This window comes from Polaribacter sp. MED152 (assembly GCF_000152945.2).
Classification (GTDB): Bacteria; Bacteroidota; Bacteroidia; order Flavobacteriales; family Flavobacteriaceae; genus Polaribacter.
The window spans coordinates 2,567,806-2,590,721 of sequence record NC_020830.1 but is presented as its reverse complement, the minus strand read 5'-3'; the positions used below and the strand labels follow the sequence as shown (position 1 = coordinate 2,590,721).

General features: G+C 29.6%; 29 protein-coding genes and 1 tRNA gene. 16 read left to right on the top strand and 14 right to left on the bottom strand.

From position 1 onward, the window contains the following. Positions 1 to 11 precede the first annotated feature (11 nt). From MED152_RS11485 to MED152_RS11470, 4 genes are read left to right on the top strand one after another with little or no spacing between them, the layout of a single operon-like run. Positions 12 to 548, top strand: a complete 537-nt coding sequence (locus MED152_RS11485; protein ID WP_015482057.1) for a DUF1599 domain-containing protein — start codon at positions 12 to 14, stop codon at positions 546 to 548. Between the two features lie 11 nt (positions 549 to 559). After that, positions 560 to 1,546: a DoxX family protein gene (locus MED152_RS11480; protein ID WP_015482056.1), complete on the top strand. Its 987-nt coding sequence runs from the start codon at positions 560 to 562 to the stop codon at positions 1,544 to 1,546. Then, the gene (gene crcB / locus MED152_RS11475) at positions 1,546 to 1,917 is read left to right on the top strand and encodes a fluoride efflux transporter CrcB (RefSeq protein WP_015482055.1); all 372 of its coding nucleotides are present in this window, start codon (positions 1,546 to 1,548) and stop codon (positions 1,915 to 1,917) included. Before MED152_RS11480 ends, crcB begins: the two co-directional genes overlap by 1 nt. 8 nt (positions 1,918 to 1,925) lie before the next feature. Next, complete coding sequence (locus MED152_RS11470; protein WP_015482054.1) at positions 1,926 to 2,627, top strand: crotonase/enoyl-CoA hydratase family protein; 702 nt, start codon at positions 1,926 to 1,928, stop codon at positions 2,625 to 2,627. On the opposite strand, the gene MED152_RS11465 is transcribed toward MED152_RS11470, so the two are convergent. Then, a complete protein-coding gene (locus tag MED152_RS11465) occupies positions 2,624 to 3,244 on the bottom strand; it encodes a DUF1684 domain-containing protein (protein ID WP_015482053.1) in 621 nt (206 codons plus the stop codon). The two genes, MED152_RS11470 and MED152_RS11465, sit on opposite strands and share 4 nt — an antisense overlap. 210 nt (positions 3,245 to 3,454) lie before the next feature. On the opposite strand from MED152_RS11465, the gene MED152_RS11460 reads away from it, so the two are divergent. Beyond that, on the top strand, positions 3,455 to 4,669 hold the full coding sequence (locus tag MED152_RS11460) for an MFS transporter (protein WP_015482052.1): 1,215 nt from the start codon (positions 3,455 to 3,457) through the stop codon (positions 4,667 to 4,669). On the opposite strand, the gene MED152_RS11455 is transcribed toward MED152_RS11460, so the two are convergent. Beyond that, positions 4,662 to 5,594 (bottom strand): calcium/sodium antiporter, encoded by a 933-nt coding sequence (locus MED152_RS11455; RefSeq protein ID WP_015482051.1) that lies wholly within the window; start codon positions 5,592 to 5,594, stop codon positions 4,662 to 4,664. The two genes, MED152_RS11460 and MED152_RS11455, sit on opposite strands and share 8 nt — an antisense overlap. A gap of 486 nt (positions 5,595 to 6,080) precedes the next feature. Here MED152_RS11455 and MED152_RS11450 point away from each other — a divergent pair, with 486 nt between their 5' ends. The 6 genes from MED152_RS11450 (at position 6,081) to MED152_RS11430 (ending at position 8,355) form a co-directional block, all read left to right on the top strand. After that, the gene (locus MED152_RS11450) at positions 6,081 to 6,233 is read left to right on the top strand and encodes a hypothetical protein (RefSeq protein ID WP_015482050.1); all 153 of its coding nucleotides are present in this window, start codon (positions 6,081 to 6,083) and stop codon (positions 6,231 to 6,233) included. A 10-nt stretch (positions 6,234 to 6,243) separates the two neighbouring features. Next, positions 6,244 to 6,474 (top strand): DUF2007 domain-containing protein, encoded by a 231-nt coding sequence (locus MED152_RS11445; protein ID WP_015482049.1) that lies wholly within the window; start codon positions 6,244 to 6,246, stop codon positions 6,472 to 6,474. 57 nt (positions 6,475 to 6,531) lie between these two features. Continuing rightward, positions 6,532 to 6,605 (top strand) — tRNA-Arg (locus MED152_RS11440). 189 nt (positions 6,606 to 6,794) lie between these two features. Beyond that, positions 6,795 to 6,968, top strand: a complete 174-nt coding sequence (locus tag MED152_RS13765) for a hypothetical protein (RefSeq protein ID WP_015482048.1) — start codon at positions 6,795 to 6,797, stop codon at positions 6,966 to 6,968. Next, on the top strand, positions 6,965 to 7,531 hold the full coding sequence (locus MED152_RS11435; RefSeq protein ID WP_015482047.1) for a hypothetical protein: 567 nt from the start codon (positions 6,965 to 6,967) through the stop codon (positions 7,529 to 7,531). The genes MED152_RS13765 and MED152_RS11435 overlap by 4 nt, the downstream gene beginning before the upstream one ends. Before the next feature lie 257 nt (positions 7,532 to 7,788). After that, complete coding sequence (locus MED152_RS11430) at positions 7,789 to 8,355, top strand: hypothetical protein (protein WP_015482046.1); 567 nt, start codon at positions 7,789 to 7,791, stop codon at positions 8,353 to 8,355. A gap of 50 nt (positions 8,356 to 8,405) precedes the next feature. Here MED152_RS11430 and MED152_RS11425 read toward each other — a convergent pair whose 3' ends face one another. From MED152_RS11425 to MED152_RS11405, 5 genes are all read right to left on the bottom strand, one after another. Beyond that, a complete protein-coding gene (locus tag MED152_RS11425; protein ID WP_015482045.1) occupies positions 8,406 to 8,678 on the bottom strand; it encodes a hypothetical protein in 273 nt (90 codons plus the stop codon). Positions 8,679 to 8,680: 2 nt separating this feature from the next. After that, the gene (locus tag MED152_RS11420; protein ID WP_015482044.1) at positions 8,681 to 8,956 is read right to left on the bottom strand and encodes an ATP-dependent Clp protease adaptor ClpS; all 276 of its coding nucleotides are present in this window, start codon (positions 8,954 to 8,956) and stop codon (positions 8,681 to 8,683) included. 10 nt (positions 8,957 to 8,966) lie between these two features. After that, positions 8,967 to 9,803: a 50S ribosomal protein L11 methyltransferase gene (prmA, locus tag MED152_RS11415; RefSeq protein WP_015482043.1), complete on the bottom strand. Its 837-nt coding sequence runs from the start codon at positions 9,801 to 9,803 to the stop codon at positions 8,967 to 8,969. 74 nt (positions 9,804 to 9,877) lie between these two features. Further along, a complete protein-coding gene (gene tpiA, locus MED152_RS11410) occupies positions 9,878 to 10,636 on the bottom strand; it encodes a triose-phosphate isomerase (RefSeq protein WP_015482042.1) in 759 nt (252 codons plus the stop codon). 84 nt (positions 10,637 to 10,720) lie between these two features. Further along, positions 10,721 to 11,212 carry a TlpA disulfide reductase family protein gene (locus MED152_RS11405; protein WP_015482041.1) on the bottom strand — a complete coding sequence of 164 codons (492 nt, stop codon included), beginning with the start codon at positions 11,210 to 11,212 and terminating at the stop codon, positions 10,721 to 10,723. A gap of 84 nt (positions 11,213 to 11,296) precedes the next feature. Between MED152_RS11405 and pyrF the strand changes: the two genes are divergently transcribed. Both pyrF and MED152_RS11395 read left to right on the top strand, forming a co-directional pair. After that, on the top strand, positions 11,297 to 12,109 hold the full coding sequence (gene pyrF, locus MED152_RS11400; RefSeq protein WP_015482040.1) for an orotidine-5'-phosphate decarboxylase: 813 nt from the start codon (positions 11,297 to 11,299) through the stop codon (positions 12,107 to 12,109). Positions 12,110 to 12,115: 6 nt separating this feature from the next. Next, entirely contained in the window at positions 12,116 to 12,904 is a 789-nt protein-coding gene (locus tag MED152_RS11395) for an ABC transporter substrate-binding protein (RefSeq protein WP_015482039.1), read from the top strand. Between the two features lie 277 nt (positions 12,905 to 13,181). On the opposite strand, the gene MED152_RS11385 is transcribed toward MED152_RS11395, so the two are convergent. From MED152_RS11385 to MED152_RS11360, 7 genes are all read right to left on the bottom strand, one after another. Next, positions 13,182 to 14,813, bottom strand: coding sequence for a family 16 glycosylhydrolase (locus tag MED152_RS11385; RefSeq protein ID WP_015482037.1), 1,632 nt, complete (start codon positions 14,811 to 14,813; stop codon positions 13,182 to 13,184). A gap of 106 nt (positions 14,814 to 14,919) precedes the next feature. Continuing rightward, positions 14,920 to 15,630 (bottom strand): DUF4197 domain-containing protein, encoded by a 711-nt coding sequence (locus MED152_RS11380; protein WP_015482036.1) that lies wholly within the window; start codon positions 15,628 to 15,630, stop codon positions 14,920 to 14,922. A gap of 15 nt (positions 15,631 to 15,645) precedes the next feature. Beyond that, positions 15,646 to 15,810: a DUF5522 domain-containing protein gene (locus MED152_RS13760; protein ID WP_015482035.1), complete on the bottom strand. Its 165-nt coding sequence runs from the start codon at positions 15,808 to 15,810 to the stop codon at positions 15,646 to 15,648. 23 nt (positions 15,811 to 15,833) lie between these two features. Beyond that, positions 15,834 to 17,273, bottom strand: a complete 1,440-nt coding sequence (locus MED152_RS11375; RefSeq protein WP_015482034.1) for an NAD(P)/FAD-dependent oxidoreductase — start codon at positions 17,271 to 17,273, stop codon at positions 15,834 to 15,836. 33 nt (positions 17,274 to 17,306) lie between these two features. Further along, entirely contained in the window at positions 17,307 to 18,374 is a 1,068-nt protein-coding gene (locus MED152_RS11370; RefSeq protein ID WP_015482033.1) for a VOC family protein, read from the bottom strand. 9 nt (positions 18,375 to 18,383) lie between these two features. After that, on the bottom strand, positions 18,384 to 18,803 hold the full coding sequence (locus MED152_RS11365; RefSeq protein WP_015482032.1) for a DUF4174 domain-containing protein: 420 nt from the start codon (positions 18,801 to 18,803) through the stop codon (positions 18,384 to 18,386). A 3-nt stretch (positions 18,804 to 18,806) separates the two neighbouring features. Next, the gene (locus MED152_RS11360) at positions 18,807 to 20,720 is read right to left on the bottom strand and encodes a CocE/NonD family hydrolase (protein WP_015482031.1); all 1,914 of its coding nucleotides are present in this window, start codon (positions 20,718 to 20,720) and stop codon (positions 18,807 to 18,809) included. Positions 20,721 to 20,902: 182 nt separating this feature from the next. Between MED152_RS11360 and MED152_RS11355 the strand changes: the two genes are divergently transcribed. The 3 genes from MED152_RS11355 (at position 20,903) to cdaA (ending at position 22,915) form a co-directional block, all read left to right on the top strand. Beyond that, positions 20,903 to 21,256, top strand: coding sequence for a hypothetical protein (locus MED152_RS11355; protein ID WP_015482030.1), 354 nt, complete (start codon positions 20,903 to 20,905; stop codon positions 21,254 to 21,256). A gap of 81 nt (positions 21,257 to 21,337) precedes the next feature. Beyond that, positions 21,338 to 22,081 carry a DJ-1/PfpI family protein gene (locus MED152_RS11350; protein WP_015482029.1) on the top strand — a complete coding sequence of 248 codons (744 nt, stop codon included), beginning with the start codon at positions 21,338 to 21,340 and terminating at the stop codon, positions 22,079 to 22,081. A gap of 57 nt (positions 22,082 to 22,138) precedes the next feature. Next, a complete protein-coding gene (cdaA, locus tag MED152_RS11345) occupies positions 22,139 to 22,915 on the top strand; it encodes a diadenylate cyclase CdaA (protein WP_015482028.1) in 777 nt (258 codons plus the stop codon). Position 22,916: the final 1 nt, after the last annotated feature.

The window sequence follows — 22,916 nt, the reverse complement described above, 5'->3', positions numbered from 1 at the left end:
TTTATTAAAAAATGCAAGACACCTCAAAACAATATGATGCTGTAGTTGAAGAATGCAGAAGTTTATTCATAAAAAAAATGACAGATTATGGAAGTGCTTGGCGTATTTTACGTTTGCCTTCATTAACAGATCAAATATTTATAAAAGCACAACGAATTAGACAATTACAAGAGAATGATGTTCGTAAAGTAGATGAAGGTGAAAAGTCTGAATTTATTGGTATTATCAACTATTCTGTAATGGCTTTAATTCAACTAGAAAAAGGTGTGGTTGAAAATCCAGATTTGTCTACTGAAGAAGCTACTTTACTTTATGATAAGCACGTGAAAATTACCAAAGAATTAATGATGAATAAAAATCATGATTATGGAGAAGCTTGGAGAGATATGCGTGTTTCTAGTTTAACCGATTTAATTCTTCAAAAATTACTTCGTGTAAAACAAATAGAAGATAATAAAGGAAAAACAATTGTATCTGAAGGTATTGATGCCAACTACCAAGACATGATCAATTATGCTGTTTTTGCAATGATTCATTTGCAGAATTAAATTTAAATTTTATGGTAAAACAAAAAGATACATTCATCAATATTTTAGTCCAAATTTCTAGAATTATTGTTGGAGGATTATTTATTTTCTCTGGATTTGTGAAGTTGGTAGATCCTATTGGTTCTCAATACAAATTTGAAGAATATTTTTCTGAAGGTGTACTAAATTTAGAGTTTCTGATACCTTATGCCTTACCTTTTGCAATATTTTTAATTATTGCAGAAATAGTTTTAGGTGTTGCTCTTTTAGTAGGTTGGAAACGAAAATTTACCGTAAACAGCTTAAAACTAATTATTCTATTCTTTCTATTTTTAACTTGGTACTCTGCTTATTTTGATAAAGTTACAGATTGTGGCTGCTTTGGTGATGCTATTAAACTTACGCCTTGGGAGACCTTTTGGAAAGATGTAATACTAACCATTTTAATATTCTTTATTGGTTTTAAAATAAAATTTATCAACCCTATTTTACCGAGGAATAACAATGGCTTTATTGTCTTTTTATCATTATTAATATCAGCAGCAATTACTTGGTATGTTTTGGTTAATTTACCAATTATTGACTTTAGAGCATATGCTATTGGTACAAATATTCCTGAAGGAATGGAATATAAAAATGATGGTAAAATTCCACCAATTCATGATTTCTTTTTAGAAGATTCCCAAAACGATTTGGCTCCACAAATTTTAGCAAAAGAAAAAGTTATTTTAGTAATTATGCCTAGTTTGGAAAAGTCGAATTACAGTGCATTTCCAGAAATTAAAAAGTTAGCTACAGATGCTAAAGCAAAAGGCTACAGCATTTACGGTGTTTCTGCCTCTTTTTCTGATATCATAGATTTAACCAAAGAGCGTTATCAACTAGATTTTGAATTTTTATTTTGTGATGAAACTACTTTAAAAACCATGATAAGATCTAATCCTGGAATTATGATTTTAAATAAAGGTACTATAGTAGACAAGAAAAATTGGAGAAACATTGATCAATTAGATTTGTAATGAAAAGCTTATTTCTTGTTTTTATTGGTGGAGGGTTTGGAAGCGTTTTGCGATACATCATTGGCAAATGGCTAAACAACACTGAAACAGGAGTGCCTTATGGCACTTTTGCTGCAAATATTTTAGGTAGCCTTTTAATAGGTTTGATTTTAGGATATGCAGCAAAAAACGATGCCATTTCAGAAAATCATACATTATTATTGGCAACAGGTTTTTGTGGTGGCTTTACTACCTTTTCTACTTTTGCGTACGAGAATCATGTATTCTTAAAATCAGGAGATTTTACCTCATTTGCATTCTATACAATTGTCAGTTTTATCACAGGTTTCTTAGCTGTTTTTGCAGGAATGTACCTTATTAAATTAATATAACTCAGAAAATGAACGAATTTGTAACTTATCAATCAGAAGAAAACTACGCAATAATTACTATTAATAACGGAAAAGCGAATGCGATTTCTCACGAAGTTATTGCAGGTTTAAATGCAGGCTTAGATAAAGCTGACAAAGAAGATAAGGTAGTTATTCTAACAGGTACAGATGGTATTTTTTCTGGAGGTTTCGATTTAAAAGTGATGACAAAATCACCTGAATCTGCCATAGAATTAGTAACCAAAGGTTCTAAACTTTCTTTAAGAATGTTGTCTTTTTCTAAACCAATAATTTTAGCTTGTAATGGTCATGCTATTGCTAAAGGTGCATTTTTATTATTATCTGTAGATTATAGAATTGGTGTAGAAGGCGATTTTAAAATTGGACTAAATGAAGTGCTAATTGGAATGACCATGCATAATGCTGGTATTGCCATTGCTAATGCAAGACTATCTGAAGTATATTTAAACAGAAGTGTTAATAATGCTGAAATCTTTAATCCTAAAGACGCTGTAAAAGCAGGTTTTTTAGACATGATTGTGCCTGAAACTCACTTAATACCTACTGCAAAAAAGGTTGCTGAAATGTTTACTAAACTAAACAAGAAAGCACATGCTGAAACAAAACTAAAAGTAAGACAGCATCATTTAAATAACTTAGAAAACGCAATTCTTGAAGACGCTAAAAACAGTATTTCTTTAGACGCTTAATGCTTTTTAAAATCTTTAATACCCGCTTTTATTTCTATATCTAAATGATTTTTTCTTGGTGTAATTGGGCAAGAAAACTTTTCATTATAAGCGCAATAAGGGTTATAGGTGTTGTTAAAATTGAGTTGAATTGTTTGATCATTTTTAATATCAGTTAACATAACATCCATATAACGACCTCCTCCATAAGATTCATTGCCAGAAGTTTCATCTGTAAAAGGGATAAACAGATAATCTTTATACTGCTCATCTTCTAAATCCTCTTGACTTTGATATACTGTAAGTTGTAATGCCTTATTATTAATCGTAAAATCTAAAACTCCATATTCTTTATATAAAGGAGTTCTATCTGTAGTAGTTGCCATTTTAAAAATAGGCGCATTTTCGATTTTAGTAAGTTTTGCTGTGACAATAAAGTTTGAATCTACAGGAAAAAAATCTAAGCCCTTAAAAACCTTAATATCTATCTTTTTTAAAGGTGATGATGTAGCATCTTTAAAACTTGCATTCAATTTTTGTTGATATGGAGTATCACCTAACAAAGGTCTTTTATCTTTAGAATTGCAAGATATTATCAATATTAAAACAATTAAACTAGGTAGAAATAGTCTTTTCATTAGAGCATGTTTATCTTTCAAAAATACGATATTCAATAATTTTACGTACGTTTACCCTGTAATTAATGCAAATGAAAAATAGAATTTATAAATCTAACTTACCAATTATACAAATTTGAGGTTGCACTTTTAATTCTATTCAATAAATATATTAATTAAAAGCCCAATCTAGAAATTGGGCTTTTTGATTTTATCACACTAATAATCCAGATGAAAAATATTCTAACCAATTATGTAAACACCTTTAAAGGCCTTTCTAAAGAGGTTTGGTGGCTTTCATTAATTACTTTGGTGAATAGAGCAGGAACAATGGTAATTCCGTTTTTATCTTTATACCTTAATAAAAATTTAGGGTTTAGCTTAGCAAATGTAGGTTGGATATTATCTTTTTGGGGATTAGGTTCTGTTTTAGGCACATGGCTTGGAGGAAAACTGACAGACAAAATAGGCTATTATAAAGTAATGTTTAGCAGTTTACTAATCTCAGGAATATTCTTTATTTTATTACAAACCCTGTCTACTTTTGAGTCTTTTTGTCTTGGAATATTATTAACAATGCTAGCAGCAGATGCTTTTAGACCTGCAATGTTTGTTGCTCTAAATGCCTACAGTAAACCAGAAAACAAAACCAGATCTGTAACTTTGATTCGTTTGGCAATCAATCTTGGTTTTTCTGCTGGACCTGCAATTGGTGGAATAATTATTACAGGTATTGGTTATTATGCACTTTTTTGGGTTGATGGCATTACTTGCATTTTAGCATCCTTGGTATTAGTATTTGTTTTACATCCTAAAAAAGTAAAAGAACTAGATAATGTTATTGTAGAAAAACCAGTATCAGTTTATAAAGACAAAGCATTTTGGATCTTTTTTATAGGAATGTTCATCTTCGGATTTACTTTTATGCAATACTTTTCTACAATGCCATTATATTACAAAGACATTAGAAATTTAAGCGAATTCGAAATTGGCTTACTCATGGGTTTTAATGGTTTTTTCATTTTCGTTTTTGAAATGCCACTTATTCATTGGTTAGAAAATTTGAAAAAAGATAAGATAAAGCTTGTTGCTTTAGGTCTATTTTTAGTCTCATTAAGTTTTGTTATCCTTTTAACTACATCTTGGATAGGAGTTTTATTTGTAGGCATTTTGTTGATGACCATTGGAGAAATGATTGCTTTTCCTTTCTCAAATGCTTTTGCAATGGAAAGAGGTAAAAAAGGCAATCAAGGAGAATATATGGCTATGTATGCAATATCATTTTCGCTAGCTAGTATTTTTAGCCATAACTCAGGAATGCAAATGATTAGTTTTATAGGCTATGAATTAACTTGGTTATTTATGACAGTATTTGCTTTTTTAGGTGTTGCTATTCTAATGGCATTAAAACACTTTGTTTTAAAGAAAGAACAACCAACTATATAATTACGTAAATAAAAGCACAATAAGCACCCAACAAAAGTACACCATTTACCCAATTGAGTTTGAATTTCTTTGGCAGTAGAACCATTGGCAAAATACTAAATGAAATAGCTAACATCCATAAAATATCACTTGACAACAATCTTTGATCTGATAATGACACAGGAGTTATTATTGAAGTAATACCAATTACAGCAAGTATATTAAATATGTTAGAGCCAATTAAATTTCCTAGTGAAATGGCTTTTTCTTTTTTAAGAACTGCAATTACAGAAGCTGCTAACTCAGGCACACTTGTTCCTATAGAAACTAAGGTAACTCCTATTACTCTCTCAGTTACTCCAAATTCTAATGCTAACGAAGTTGCTCCTTTAATCAATAATTCTGATCCTCCCCAAAGGCCTAAACCACCTATTAAAAAGTAAAAGAATGTTTTATGATTAGGTAATAGAATTTCTTCTTCTATAATATCATCAAGATCAAACTCTTTTTGGGAACGCAGTAAATAGACAATAAAACAGATTAAGAATACAAACAGAAACAAACCTTCCCACCAAACAATTACAGAATCACTCAAAAGAAAGAAATATAATAACAATGAAGCTATCATCATTACAGGCCAATTCAACTTGTAAAAGTCTTTACTAACCCCCATAGAACCTAATAACAAAGTAATACCTAGCACCAAACCTAAATTAGCAACATTAGAGCCAATTACATTACCTAAAGCCAAATCTGATGAGCCAGTTAAAGCTGCGTTTATACTAACAATAAGTTCAGGAGCAGAAGTAGCAAAAGAAACTACTGTCATCCCTATTACAACTTTAGAAATTTTTAATTTAAGCGATAATGCTACTGCCGATTTTAACAACCAGTCTCCACCTAAAATTAACAATACTAAACCAACAATAATTAGTAAAAAATTCATCTAAAATCTTTTTGCCAAAGATACAAGATTATACAATTAGTTAAATTCGATAAAGATGAAAAGTGCAAAATACAACCAATTAAAGATGAAATTTCCTTTACAATTATAAATCCACTTAAAACAGCCCTTTACTTGATAACACATTTAAGCATTTTTCATATAAATTAATTATAAAAATAAACTAACACCTAGCAAATGTTTAAAATATTATAACTAAAACTATTTATTTAATTATTATTGTAAAACAAATTTAATTAATAGTATTATAAACTTTAGGTTGATAGCATTTTAAGATTTTATATTGAAATCAGAAAATTAAAATTCAACTTAAAATTCACAGAAATTATGATCTTACTACTGGTTAAATTTATTACACTTGTTGCAGAAATCATTTATATAATTCTATTCTAAGAAATTAAGTACAACTTGCTATAACCAAAATAAAGTTGTACATTTTTGCTACCTTTTACGACCAACCAAACAGTAATGAAGAAAAAATTATTTAAAACATTAGCTAAAGTAAATAAGGTAATTTTACCTTCTTACACCAAAAAAGAATTAGACATCTCTAAAGCATCAAAAATACAACTTGCCATTATTGGTTGGCGAGCATTTGTTACTATGAAATCTTTAGATTAAAACAAACATTATGGAAATAGAATATATTAAAGTATTTACAGGAAGCTCTATTTTAGTTAATAGACTAAATTCTTTGTTAGAAGAAGCAAACATTAAAACCATTATAAAAGACAGGGTAAACTCAGGAAATTTAGCTGGCTTTGGAGCCTTGGGTAATTCTATAGAGCTGTATGCTGCCAATACAGATTTAGATAAAGCAAATGCAGTTGTAGAAAATTTTAAGAATGAAATAAATTCATAAAAACCTCATAAGGCTTTCTATATTAAAAAAATGATATTATATTTGCACCCGCAAAAAGGCCATGTGGCGCAACTGAATAGCGCACTTGATTACGGCTCAAGAGGTTCTAGGTTTGAATCCTAGCATGGTCACAAAAAAACTCATTTTTTAATTAAAATGAGTTTTTTTTTATTTTAATTTATAATTAGTCTATATATATAATTTTACTTTGTATATTAGAGTATTAATATTGGCTATATATCTTATATTTTTATATTTGCCTTATTATTTGTTGAAACAAATAATTAGTATTTTAAATAATCCCTACAATTCCCTCAACTATGGATAATATAAAAACTAATGCTTTCTATATTCAATCGCCTTTGCTTACAGGTGATAATACCTCATATATAACCCCTATACGTTTATTTTATTGGATTTATAATTTATGGTTTAACAACATCTACACTGTAAATTCAGAATCTTTGCACTTATTTAAACAGGGAGGTAAATGAAGAAATTAAGTTTTAATTCTCGTAAATTACTCTTTGCAGTTTCTAATATAGAACGTAAACATAAAGTAATTACTTATGCTTCGTTGCTTTTTTTAACCATATCTACCTATTTCTTAAGAACAGAAAATCAAAGAGTAAAGGTAGATTACGCAATTGTAAAAGAGCGTAATTTAAACTTGAAACAGAATATGGTAATCTTCAACAGAAGTTATGAAGAATTTCCTTTACCTGTTTGGCAAAAAGTAAAAAGAGGTAACGAGTTTATCATGCAGTATACTAACCCTGCTTTTGTTAAGGAATTTGGTCATTTTTTTAATAATGATCAATACCTGGTTATTGGAAAAAATAATTTTGAGCTTTGGCCAAAAAAATCTGCACAAATATTTTATGAAAATGACATTGCTGTTTCTATAACAGGAACAACTTTAACTACTACTGAAGAATTTCTAGATAAATCTGGAGCGCCAATTAATGGACACGTTTTAAAATGGAGAAGTATTAGAGATAATAAGGATACTTTAGTTTATGGAATGGTGCAAAGAATTACCAAAATAAAAAAATAAGTCACCTTTACTTTACTAACAATTTAGCATGAAAAGAACAAGGGTATTGTTCTTATATGCTTTTTTTGACTATATTTGATTTTCACTTTTAACCCCTACAATTATGCTCCACTACTCCATTTGCCCTAATAATGGTTATGTAATTCCCTATTTAAGTTACAGTTCTTATTTATACCATCGAACATTGTAAAAAAGATCTTTTAACATTCATTTACCAACCCCCGAAAATTTTTTAAATAATCTGATACCCGTTATTTATGAAAAAATTAGGACTTAAGGCTCAGTCTCTATTATTTACTGTTTCCAATTTAGAAAAGAAACATAAAATTATTACCTATATCTCTTTGTTGTTTTTAACAACATCAACGTACTTTTTAAGAACTGAAAACCAAAATGTAAAAATTGAAGTTGTAAAACTGAAGGAAAAAAGCATTTCGCTTAAAAAGAACATGATTATTTTCAATAGAACTTATCAAGGTTTTCCTTTACCAGTTTGGCAAAAGGTAAAACGTGGTAATCGTTTTATCATACAATATGTAAATCCTGCTTACGTAAAACATTTGGGACACTTATTTTCATATGATATTTATTCGCATATAGGTAAAGACAACTTCGATCTTTTTGGAGATAAATATGCGCAAGCATATTATGAGAAAGATTTGGTGGTTGCAATAACTGGTAACGATTTAAACTCTATTGATGAGATTTTTGATAAAAATGGCAAAAAAGCTTACGTTAAAGTTTTAAAATGGAGAGAAATAAACAACGACAAAGACACCATTATTTATGGTATGGTTAAAGAGTTTTTGAAAGAGAAAGAATAATTAAATACTAAGCCCATAAAAGAAAATTTTATGGGCTTTTTAATTTATCTTTAATTAAGATATTGTTTTATAGCTAACCTATGCTCAGGCTTACTTTTATCGTAATTAGAAACCAACAATTCTAAAATAAGCGGTTTCTTTTTACCAATTTCACTTCTTGAATTGTATTTAGACACATACAAATTAAATTGATTTTCCTCTTTTTCAAAAATCAAAAAATGAGTATCATTTAGCTCAGTATATGCAATATCGTTATTAAAAAATGCTTCAGAACTGTCTTTCTTAAAATCCGAAAACTCGTAATACTTTAATACGTTTTCCATAATTAAACGAGTTCTGCAGATAAACCTAATTGCAATAATTTAGAACACCTTGGCTCTAAATCTTTAAATTCACCAGACTTAACAGTGCATTTACCTTTATAGTGTACTAAAATAGTACACTGCTCAGCTTGTTCTAAAGTATGATCGCAAACATTGATTAAAGATTCAATTACAAAATCGAACGTATTTACATCATCATTATGCAAAACAATTTCGTGCTGAAAAACCTCTTTTTCTAAGACGTCTACTTCCTCTTGAATTTTTTCTTTAGTACTCATATTTTCAAAATTACAATTTATTGTATTTTAAAGCAACCCAATTATTTCTTTCTATCGTTTTTTCTAACTTTAAGTTATACTTAGAAACCTCATCATCTATGATAGAAATATCTTCTTTATAAAAACCACTTAATAATAAAACACCTTTATCGTTTAAACAATTTGTGTAGATTTCCATATCTGCTAACAAAATATTCCTATTGATGTTCGCAATAATTACATCGTACTTTTTATCATGTAACAAAGAAGAATCACCTTCATAAACGCTTATTTCTGAACAATTATTACGTTTTACATTTTCTATTGAGTTTTCATAACACCAATTATCAATATCTATGGCATCTATGGGTTTTGCACCTTTCATTTCAGCGAAAATTGCTAAAATTCCAGTTCCACATCCCATATCTAAAGTCTTTTTATCCTTTAAATCTAATGCCAATAAATGCTGAATCATCATGTGCGTAGTTTCATGATGCCCAGTTCCAAAACTCATTTTTGGCTCTATTACAATATCATATTGCAAATTAGGATTCTCATGAAAAGGCGCTCTAATACTTACCAAATCGTTTACCTGAATTGAGGTGAAGTTTTTCTCCCATTCTGCATTCCAATTAGTCTGTGCAACCTCTTTTTTAGTATATGAAATTGAAAATTCATTAGAACTTAGAATATAAATATCTTCTAAAACAGTTGAAGAGTGATCGTCTTTTTGAATGTAGGCAATTACACCATTTTCTGTTTCTACAAAACTTTCAAAACCCACAGAACCTAACTCAGCTATTAAAATTTCTGAAGCTGGCTCTTTAGGTGTTATTGTAAAAGTATATTCGATATATATATTATCCATAATAAAAAATGCATCAAGATTTAATCTTGATGCAAATTTATTGGTTTTATACCAAAGTATTTGTTTTACTTAAGTTAAATTGCTTTTATAATAGCTGCAAAATCGGCAGGTTTTAAAGATGCACCACCAATTAAACCACCATCAACATCTTCTTTAGAAAATATTTCTACTGCATTTGCAGGTTTAACACTACCACCATATAAAATAGAAATGCTGTCTGCTACTTCTTGATTGTATTTTTCTGCAATTGTTTTTCTAATAAATGCATGCATTTCTTGTGCTTGTTCAGGACTTGCAGTCTCACCAGTACCAATAGCCCAAACAGGTTCATAAGCTAAAACAATACTCGAGAAATCTTCTGCTTTTAAATGAAATAAAGCATTTTTTAACTGACTTTCTACCACATTAAAATGGTTGTCGGATTTTCTATCTTCTAAAAGCTCTCCAAAACAAAAGATAGCTTCTAAGTTGTTGGCAATAATAGCATCCATTTTTTCCGCCAATAAAGCATCAGTTTCATTAAAATATTGCCTTCTTTCAGAATGGCCAATAATAACAGATTTAATACCCAATGACTTTAACATATCTGCAGATACTTCACCTGTAAAAGCTCCACTTTTTGCTTGGTGCATATTTTGTGAAGCAACTTCTATTTTATTTGAAGAAGTTAACTCTAAAGCTAATGATAAATTTACATAAGAAGGAGAAACAATAACTCTTGTATTATTTAATTCAAGGTTTTCTATTTCACTCTGAATACCGTTAATTAATGATTTTGTCTCTGCTAAATCATTATTCATTTTCCAGTTACCTGCTACTATTTTTTTTCTCATAAGGATGTATTTAAAACTATGGTAAAATTAAGAAATGATCTGTAAATATTCTTTTAAATACTAAATAGTTACTAAAACGTTTCCTTAATTATCTTCAAGAGCCTCTCTGATAGCTTTATCTGTAATATTCGTAGCTTTAAATAAGGCAATTTCTCCTTCTTCATCAATAACCATATAAGTTGGTATCCAAGAAAGGTTTATAAACTCTACAAGATCGCCATCATTCATGCCTTTTGGCAAATTATAGTGCTCACCTTTAATTTTATATTTTTTTATTCCTTTTTTCCAAGAAGGCTGACTAAAGTCTGTTGATAAAAACACATATTCTACATCTGGAAATTCTTTTTGCAGTTGATTTAATTTTGGAAAACCTACAATACAATCTTTGCACCAAGAGGCCCAAAAATCAATCAATATTTTTTTGCCTTTATGTTTGTAAAGCACCTCTCTAAAGGTAATTTTAGTGCCATCTACACCAACCAGCATTTCTAAATTTGCAGGCTCAGAAAATGTAGTTGGTTGTTCTTTATTACAGCTCACTAAAACTATAAAAAGTAATAAGATTAATCTTTTCATCTAAAAATTGTCTTTTAAAAAATTAAGATCTTACAAATGTTACCCGTTAAAAATAGTATTTTTGTATCACTTTAAGCAAAACTAATGACAACAGCCGAACTTATATCACAAATAAATCAAAAAAAATCATTTTTATGTATTGGTTTAGATCCTGATTTAGACAAACTACCAACACATTTATTAGCATCAGAAAATCCTATTTTCGAGTTTAACAAAGCCATTATTGATGCAACTCATCATTTATGTGTTGCCTACAAACCTAATATTGCTTTTTATGAAGTTTATGGTTTAAAAGGTTGGCAATGTTTAGAGAAAACAATCAATTATCTGAATGAAAATTACCCTGAAATCTATACTATAGCTGATGCAAAAAGAGGTGATATTGGTAATACTTCTAACATGTATGCAAGAGCTTTCTTAGAAGATTTAGGTTTTGATTCTGTAACTGTAGCCCCATATATGGGTAAAGATTCTGTAGAGCCTTTTTTAGCCATAAAAGATAAGCACACTATTATGCTTGCATTAACGTCTAATGAAGGTGCGTTTGATTTTCAAACCAAAAAAGTAGATAATAAAGAGCTTTACAAATTGGTTTTAGAAACTTCTAAAACCTGGGAAAACTCTCATAATTTGATGTATGTTGTTGGTGCTACAAAAGCTGAGTATTTTGCTGAAATTCGTAAAATTGTACCTGAAGCTTTTTTATTAGTACCTGGAGTTGGTGCTCAAGGAGGAAATTTGCAAGATGTCTGTAAATACGGTTTAACTGAAAATATTGGGTTATTGGTAAACTCTTCTAGAGGTATAATATACGCTTCTAAAAATGAAGATTTTGCAAATGCTGCTGCATTAAAAGCAAAGGAATTACAAACAGAAATGGAAGTTATTTTAAAATAGAAATCTATGCAGTTCAAAGATCAAATGAATACCATTTTTGAATTGCAAAAAACACCTTCTAGAATTGTTTGTTTAGTACCAAGTTTAACTGAACTTTTAGTAGATTTAGATTTAGAGACTTCAATTGTAGGGGTCACCAAATTTTGTGTACATCCTACTCACTTAAGAAAATCAAAAACTATTGTTGGTGGAACCAAAAATGTTCATTTTGATAAAATTCGAGAATTAAAGCCAGACATCATACTTTGTAATAAGGAAGAGAACACCAAAGATATTGTAAAAAAATGCCAAGAAATTGCTGTTGTTCATGTATCAGACATTGCTACACTACAAGACACTCTAGATTTAATATTACAATATGGAACTATATTTTCTTGCACAGAAAAAGCGACAATTTTAGTCAAAAATATACGCACTGAATTTAGAAAGTTCGAATTATTTATTGCAAATAAAGAAACTTTAAATGTGGCTTATTTCATTTGGAAAAATCCATGGATGGCAGCTGGAAATGGAACCTTTATAAACCACATGCTCACTATCAATAAGTTTAAAAACATCTTTATAAATAAAGAGAGATATCCTGAGGTTGATATTGATCAATTAAAAAAAAAGGTGGAGTTGATTTTACTTTCTTCTGAACCTTATCCTTTTAAGGAGAAAGATTTTACATCCTTTACAAACAAGCATAAAGAATTACAAATACAGTTGGTAGATGGTGAGTATTTTTCTTGGTATGGTTCTAGACTTCTAAAAGCTTTCGATTATTTTAAAAACTTTAGAAAGTCTTTAGATTAAATAACCAGATCTCTATCTAAATAGTTTACTTGATTAATTTTCTCTAATAGCTTCATCGCTTTAAAGGCTGCCAAATCACTTTTAGCTTCGTCTACAAATCTATAGTTATTCGATTTCTCAACTAAGTTTACGTATCTATCTTTTAGATGCCGTTTATAATTTTGGAATTGATTTTGGTAATACATGGCGAATGGAGGATTAGTTTTTATAAATCTATGAAAAAATTATTAACCCTGCAACCGCTAATTATCTTATAATAAATAATTTAGATTATCTATTAGTTTTTAATCAGCTTAACTACTTTCGAGTTTTTAGAAGAGGCCACTTGTAAAAAATATACACCTCTTTTTAAAAATGAGATATCATGGGTTTCAGATGGAATATCCTGAGAGAAGCTATGAACTTTTTTACCTGTAATGCTATACAAGACTAATTCACTTTCTCCTTCTACGTTTCCCAAGTTAACTGTAACTCTACTGTTTGAAGGATTAGGATATACATTCAAGGCCTGGTTTTTAATAGTATTATCTTCTGTACTTAGACTTGCTGATTCTTGATAAACCCTTACATAATCTACTTCCATAGCACTTTCTGAAAAACCTGCTGTGATATTTGGTAAAATAGCTACGTTTAATAAAAGATATTGTGGTGCATCATAAGGCCAATTCTCTGCATTTTTATTTTCAGGATTGTAAACATAATGTACTATGCCATCTACACTAAATGTCATTTTTGTAGCCGTCCACTCTAAAGTATAAACGTGAAATTCAGAAGATGCATTACTAATAGTTCTACCTCCTTTATTAACTGTACTTCCAAAACTAGATCTGTTATGTAAAGCACTTTGCACAAAATCTTGATTATCTCCCCAATGTTCTATAATATCTATCTCTCCACAATCTGGCCAAGGAGTTGTACCTTTTGTTGCTGCCCAGTAACCACCAGTTTCTGTAATGTTTTGACCTAGCATCCATAATGCAGGAAAAGTACCTACACCTGTTGGCATTTTTGCTCTAATTTCCACTTTTCCATAAGTAAAAGCATATTTTGAGTTTAATCTAGCAGATGTATAGTTTTTTGAAGTACCATTGTAAGAATATGTTTCTTTTTTAGCTAGAATCTTTAAAGTACCATTACTTACGTAAGAATTATCTAATCTGTCCGTATAATGCTGAATTTCTCCATTAGCCCAAGAATTACCACCAATTATTGGATAAATTTGTTTGAACCATTTTGAATTATCTAAATCAGTTACGAAACCTGTTTGGCCATCAAATTCATCTGACCAAACTAAATTATCAAAAACTGGTTCATCATCTGAGCTTCCAGCAATTGTACCATCGTATAAAAAGTCATCTATATAAGCTGTAACTCTATCAGTATTATTTTCTCCATTTACTTGAATAACAACTCTGTTAAAATCAGTTCTAGTGATTGGAGCAGCAGAACCTGCATTTAAATTGATATAGTTGTCGTCTTTAAAATTAAACGTAACTGTTTGCCACTGATTTAAAGTAACATCTTTTACAATTTCAGTTTGAGTACTCCAAGGCTCATTTAAATCGCCATTTTGAAGTTTAAGTGAAACTTGATTATCCTGTGAACCTGTTATAGTTACTGCAGGTACATAAATCTTAAACGAAAAAGTATAATCTTCTGACAAATCAAACTTTTCATCTAATTCGAATCTAATATTGGCATACTGCCCACCTACATCTTCATACTGTAAAACAGTATTTGACGTATTTATAGTTTCTTTATAAGGATTATTGAATTGTGCATTTATGTTTGCATCATCTCCAAACCAAGTAGAAATTGTTCCATTTCCTTCAAAATCATCTTCTACAGTTTGCTGAGCATTAGCATTAAAACCAAATAAAATGAGAATAGCAAGTAATAAATTTTTCATAGATAATTATTAACAGTTCTTATATCTAGTCGTAAATTTACAACTTGAATTACAAAATTTATGTTAACAATACCTATATAAAAACTATACAGGTTAAATTTTAAGATTACCTATTATCCTGTAAAGCAAATACTTGTCTTAAAAGAGCTGTATTTCTTAACCCAACTTTTTCTCTGATTCCTTTCTCTTCTATTTCAATCATCGTAAAAACTCCTTTTAATGCCTCATTAGTAACATAGCCAGTTAAATCTGGATTTACTTTTTTAACAAACGGAATAGAATTGTATTTGGTTATTAAATTACTCCAAACTTTATCTGCACCAACTTTAGAAAAAGAATTATCGATAACTGGACTGAAACTATTGTATAAACTTTGACTTGTTTTTAACTGTAAATAGTTCGTTGCAGCATTTTTATCGCCTAAAAGTATATTTTTTGCATCATTAAAGGTAATTTCTTTTACAGCATTTACAAATATTGGAGTTGCTGTTTTCACTGCATCTTCTGCTGCTCTATTTAAAACTTTAATACCTTCATCTGCCAAATTGCCTAAGCCAATTTTACGCAAACCTTTGTCTACAGCTTGTAATTCTTCTGGTAATAAAATTTTTACTAATTCATTTCTATAAAAGCCATCTTTAGAAGTAAGTTTTGCAACTTGATGTTCTATACCATTATCTAATGCTTGTCTTAAACCATTACCTATTTGGTCTTGACTTAAACCAACATTGTTTGGTAAATTGTTAACTACTTGCTGCAATTCTGCACATCCAGAAAATAGAAATGCGACTATTACTACCACTAAAAATTTTTTCATGTTTCGTAAATTGAATTATTTAAAACTATCTGTTTTTTTATTATAACCATAAGGACAATGTTTGCAACCACTTTTGCAGCAATAGCCTCTTTTTAAATGAAATTTTTCGGTAAACACTTTATAACCTTTTTCATTTAAATAAAAATCATCTTCTTCTAAGGGTATTCTTTGTTTAAACATACTGCAAAAGTAACTTATTGCTATTAATTGAAGAATAACCTATTGTCTTTTATGGCATTTAAACGTAAAACTTTGTAATCTAAAATATAATTTTGATACAATCTCCAAGGAAATTGATCTCCTTGTTTAGGAAGTATGTCTTTGGCTCTATGAATATAGCCAGAATCTAAATTGATTAAAGGTAGTTCACCCAAATTTTCTTCTATTACCTTAGCATGCACTGAAGTATAATTATTCTTATCTAAATATTTTAACATTCTAGAGATATACTCACTTGTCAAATCGCTTTTTAACGTCCAAGAAGCGTTTGTATAACCTGCAAACACAAAGAAGTTAGGCAATTCACTTAACATTAATCCTTTGTAAATAAACTGTTTTGTAATATCGAAAGGATTGTTATTGAGCGATATTTTTGCGCCTCCAAAAGGTAATAATTTTAACCCTGTTGCACTAATAATAATATCTGCTTCTAATATTTTTCCTGATTTCAATAAAATTCCATTTTCTATAAAAGATGCTATACTATCTGTTTCAACAGTGGCTTTACCCTTTTTAATTGCTTTAAAAAAATCACCATCAGGAACTAGGCAAAAACGCTGATCCCAAGGTTTGTAATCTGGAGAAAAATGGGGCTCTAAAGGAAAATCACCTAACTCTTTTTTAATTCCCTTTAACACCACCTTTTTCATAGTTTTTGGAAATTTTCTGCACAAATTATAGAATAGCATATCTGCTAAAATATTTTTAGCTCTTACAGTTGTATGTGCTACCTTACTTGGCAAAATTCGTTTTATAAACCTGGCAATTTTATCTTTATTGGGTAAAGCTGCAATGTATGTTGGAGATCTTTGCAACATGGTTACCTTCTCTACTTTATCTGCAATTTTTGGTACTATTGTTACAGCAGTTGCTCCACTACCAATAACCACCACTTTTTTGTTTCTATAATCTAAGTTAGCATCCCATTTTTGAGGATGTAAAAATTGACCTCTAAAATTCTCTAAACCTTCATAAATAGGTGTATAACCAGTATCATAATTATAATAACCACTGGCATTAAATATGTATTGAGACGTAAATTTGGTTTCCTCTTTGGTAGTTAGATTTATGGCAGTTATCGTCCATAAACTATTTGCAGTATCAAAATTATAATGAATTACTTTTTGATTGAATGAGATATGTTTTTTCACCTTATACTCTTCTGCTGCCTCATTCAAATACTTTAAAATGGAAGGTGCATCTGCAAATGATTTATCATCATCCCAAGTTTTAAAAGAATAACCAAAAGTATACATGTCAGAATCAGAACGAATACCTGGATATTTAAATAAACTCCAAGTACCTCCAATTTCTTCTCTTGCTTCTAGAATTTTATATGTTTTGTTCGGATTTTTTCTTTCTAAGTGACATGCAGCACCTATACCAGATAAACCTGCACCAATAATTATAATATCAAAATCCATAAACTAAACTATATTTGTTTACAAGGTAAATTATTATTTAAACTTTTTCACTCTTTTAAAATTCATGGCTTTAATCATCCAATTTGGCAAGGGTTTTTCTGGGTCTCTATTTTTTAGGTTGATATTTAAGCCCAACTTTTTAATTAAAGGTACTTTATTGGTTTCTATAAACTCTATTAAAGTGCCATCTGAATCTTCTATGTAACCCCAATGTCCATTGGCATCTCCCATGTCAAAAGACGCTTCACTCATTACTTGAAATGGCAAACCTATTGCCTTACATTCTTTAGCCAATTGGTTAATGTTTTTAACATCAAAACATAGATGGATGTAGCCTAAATCTCCCCAAAAGCGATTATCAAAAATTTTATTAGGCTTATTATCTAAAGCTTGAATTAATTCAATTTGTGTTGCTCCAAACAGTTTTGCAAAACCTCCTGTTCTATTTTCTGAATGACCTAGTAATATTCTTCTAAATTTTTTGCCACCATTCTTTAATGCTTTTAAATCTTTAAAAACAGCTGTTTCATCATAAATCACTTGATCATATCCTAAAACTGTTGAATACAATTGTAAAGATTCATCAATATTAGAAACTCCGATTACAGCAGCCCAAACACCTGCTAAAGAAGTATTTTTATTACTGTAAAATTGGTTATTTTCTTTTACTTTTAAAATATTCTCAAAAGGATCTTTAATGTAAAAGGCTTTAATTGAATCTGGTTCTGTTACAATGTCCGATAAAATTGTAACGTTTTTAGCTTTTAGAACAGCAAATGTTTTAGCAATATCTATAGATTTTACAACAGGAAAATTTATACCCAAATCACCTATTTGAAATGAATTTTCTGGTGCTTTGGGTTCTCTCTTTTTATATTGCCAAATTTCATAACCTCCTCCACCTTGCATATTAAGAGCCAAAAGTGCTCTTTTACTTCTAGATTTGCCACCCATATATTTGGCCATATATGTAGCTTCATTACTGTCATCAAAAATTAGTGCATCTGCACCCAAAGTTTGTGCATACCATTTAAAAGCAATTTCAGCATTTTTTACACCAATACCTATTTGCTGAATTCCATAAATTAATTTTTTAGCCATGTATAATGATTACTTGTTTTTTCTAAGTTCACGTTTTCTCATGGGCATACCATCTATGATTGCAAACAATTTTTCCGCTGTTAAAACATAATTCTGCTTTAATTTAACTCCACCATCTAAACCAATTAAAATAATTTGTAGGCCCTTTTTAGTATTTACGTATTTTTTGGAGATGGAGTTTGAGCTATTAAAATTAGATGAAAAGCCTACTTTATATTTATCATTAACTATTTGATAAATGATAAGTTTCCTCTCTTTTAATTCTTGATTTAAGTTTTTTAATAGATCTATTTGTTTTAAAAAATCGGAAGATGTATCATCTATCGTAGAAACAATAAGCACTCTATTTTTCCATTGATGCTTTTTAAAATCTTGAGAAAAGCCTTGAAACATTATAAATAAAAATACGATAACAACAGTTGATTTCATAACCTATTTTAAAACCGAAAATTCAATACTTGAATCTGTAAATACAGTATGTGTTTGGGTTTTAAAATCAGCTTCATCAGCTTTATAAATATTATCTACATACGTTTGCGGATTTAAATCTATTAGTGGAAACCAAGTACTTTGCACCTGAATTTGAAGTTTATGTCCTTTTTTAAATGTGTGAAAAACATCTTGCAATTTGATATCGACATTGGTTTTTTTGTTTGGTGTAAAAGGTTCTGGGTTTTCGAAACTATTTCTAAATCTACCCCTTAAAACTTCGCTTCTTACCATTAAATGGTAATTACTCATTTTAAGGTGATCTTGTAAAGTCTCATTATCTTCTTCAATATCTGAAGGATGTACATCAATTACCTTAACAATCCAATCTGCTGCAGTTCCTGTAGTTGCTACTTTTAATTTTGCCAAAATATCACCTGCAAGTGTATAATCTTCAGTTAAAACATCGGTTTCAAAAACCAAAACGTCTGGTCTTCTAGCTGCAAAACGTTGGTCATCTGTCATGTATTTTCTTGGCGTAAAAACTGTTTTAATATCTTCTGAATAAGGCACAGGACGTTTAATGTCACTAATAAAATCTACAGCTTTTGCTGATTTTTTATTGGTAGTTAACTCTTGATTTTCTGATAAAAACCAATCTTGTTTTACCACATTTTTAGGTGGCCAACTGTCAAAAGATTTCCATTCTTTTTTACCCGAATCAAAAACATAAGCCTCAGGTAACCCCGTATTTCCATTTCCAGGTCCTTTTAAGAAATGATTAAAGAATTTAGTTTCTATTTCTGATTGGAATTTTAGCGAAATAGAATCTCCAAAATAGTAATTACCTACCGTATTTCTAACCGTATTTCTAGCCCATTTACCATGATCCCAAGGTCCAAAAACCATAGTATTGTAATTGTTATTTCCATTTTTTTCTATTCCTTTATAAGTTTCTAATGGTCCGTATAAATCTTCTGCATCAAACCAACCACCAACAATCATTGTTGCTACTGAGCTTGGAACTTTATCCATATGTTGAATGATACCTTTACTTTGCCAAACAGAATCGTAATTAGGGTGTTCTACAATTTCTTTCCAGAAAAAATCATCTATTTTATCTTTTGATGCTGTTGCGTTTACATCTAATTTATCATATTGAAAATATTCGTTTAAGTTTTTTAATGGCCCTTTGTCTAAGAAAAATTGATACTGGTCTTGAGTATTCATTTTTGGAAACGAATACCAAGCAGAATCTGTTGGCGTATCTTTATATGTACCAAAAAGAGAAATAGCTCTAAAATAGCTTAATAAAAAAGCTCCATTATGATGAAAATCATCAAAGAAAAAATCACCTATACAAGCTTGTGGAGAAGCTGCTTTTAAAGCAGGGTGTGCATCTATTGTAGAAATTGTTGCATAATGCCCAGGATACGAAATACCCCAAGTACCTACTTTGCCATTATTATTCTCTACATTTTTAACTAACCAATCTATAGTATCATAGGTATCTGAAACCTCATCTGACTGATTTTCTTTTTTATTAGGTATATAAGCACGCATATTATCATACACACCTTCACTCATCCATCTTCCTCTAACATCTTGATATACTATGATATTACCTTGTTTCATTAGATGTACATTTGGCCCAATTTTAGATTTCATTTTATCCTCTCCATATGGAGCAGAACTATAAGGAGTTCTCTGCATTAAAATGGGATATTCTTTAGAAACATCTTTAGGCGTATAAATTGTGGTATGCAATTTTACACCATCTCTCATGGTAATATCTACTTCTTGTTTTGTGTAATTATCAATTACATAAGTATCTTTTTTTTCAACTTCAGTTGTTTCGTTTGTGCATGATAGTATCGTTAAAAATCCTATTAATAATAAAAATAACTTCGCTTTCATATTTCTGATTATTTATTGTCCTTAAATCTACAAAAAGATAAATTAAGATTCTCCTATAAATTAATATTCTCCTTATTACTTTGGTTAAATTTTTACTAAATAAACACCGAAATTGGTCTAAAATTTTACATTCATAACAAATTACTATATTTTTGTATCTATAAATTTATAAACTTAAAATTATGAAAACTACAATTTTTACCCTATTAATGTGTTGTTTTTTATCATTTTCTAACTATTCTCAAATAGCAAGTGATCAAGTAAAAGTTGGTGACACCTTTACTATTGCTAAAGTTAAAATGGATAATTATGAGCATATTAAATTTCCAAGAAAAAATTTTATCATTAAAAGAGGAGGAATTGCAACGTATCAAAATATTGTAAATCAAAAAGTTGAAATCACCTCTTTAGAAGAGAAAAAAGACGGCAAAATTGAAGCAACGATTCAATTAAAAAACGGAAAATATTTCTTTAAAAGTCATAAGTACATAAAAGTGAATTTAGATGAAGCTCTAAAAGAAAAGGAGCTAATTTAATTCTTGAGCAAAACCCTATTTAAAAACTTTCTTCACAGAAAGTTTTTTTTTGCTTTATATTGTGCGTCTAATCATTAGAATATGAAATTTTTTAGCTTGCTTTTTGCTGCCATTCTATTTATAAATTGTAATCATAAAGAAATTACTACATCAGAAATTAAAAGTCAACTGCCTGAATTAGTAGAAGGCAGATATAATGTTGCTTTTCTAATTATGGATGGTACGTTTAATACCGAATTTACTGCTCCTTTTGATATTTTTCAACACACAAAGTACAGGAAAAACATTAAAGCTATGAATGTTTTTACAGTAGCTAATACTAAACAACCAATTACAACTTTTGAAGGTGTACGTATTTTACCAGATTATAATTACCTAATAGATTCATTGCCTAAAATAGATATTTTGGTAGTGCCTTCTGCAGAACATCATCTAGATACAGATTTGGAAGATAAACCCATGATTGACTTTGTAAAAAAAGTAGCAAAAGATGCGCTCTACGTAACTTCACATTGTGATGGTGCATTTGTTTTGGCTAAGGCAGGTTTATTAGAAAATACTGTTTCCACCACTTTTCCTTCAGATATTGATAAGATGAGAGCTATGTTTCCTAATTTAGATATTAGAAAAAAGGTGTTATTTGTGCACGATAAGAAATACATCACCTCTGCTGGAGGTGCAAAATCTTTTGAAGCTGCTTTGTATTTATCGGAAGTACTTTATGGTAAAGAAATAGCAAAATCTTTAGCCAAAGGTTTGGTAATTGATTGGAATGTAGATGATGTTTCTCATTTAGTGGTTGAACCAAATACTACTGATAAATAAAGTCATATTGAACTCCTAAAATTAATTAGTACTTTTACTTCAAATGAATTGTTTTACATGTTAGATTTTGTAGATTTCTCTTTTTTAGATGTGCTAGATATTTTATTGGTAGCCATCTTACTCTATTATATTTACAAGTTATTAAAAGGTACAGTTGCTATTAATATTTTTATAGGAATTGCTCTTATATTTTTAATTTGGAAAATTACCCAAGCATTAAGAATGGAGATGCTTAGTGGTATTCTTGGCTATTTACTTTCTGGCGGAGTTATTGCGTTAATCATTGTTTTTCAGCAAGAAATTAGGAAATTCTTATTAATGATTGGTACCACCAATTTCTCTAACAAAAGAAGTTTTTTTAAGCAATTAAAATTTTTACAGTCAGAAATTACATCTGAAATAGATACAGAAAAGATTTTAAAAGCATGTAGTAACATGTCTAAATCTAAAACAGGGGCTCTCATTGTTATTGAAAGAACCAATAGTCTAGATTTTTTAATTAATACTGGAGATTCAATGAATGCTCTTGTAAATGAGGTTATCTTAGAAAGTATTTTTTACAAAAATAGCCCTTTACATGATGGTGCTACTATAATTAGAGATAATTACGTTGTTGCAACTAGGGTAGTTTTACCTATTTCAGACAGCACAAAAATACCTGCTAGGTTTGGTTTAAGACATAGAGCAGCTATTGGTGTAAGTGAAAAAACCGATGCTGTTTGTATTCTTGTTTCTGAAGAAACTGGTGAAATTTCGTATATAAAAGATGGTGAATTTGTTTTGTATGCAACACAAGAAGAACTGAATGAGAAATTAAGAAACGACCTAACTTAAC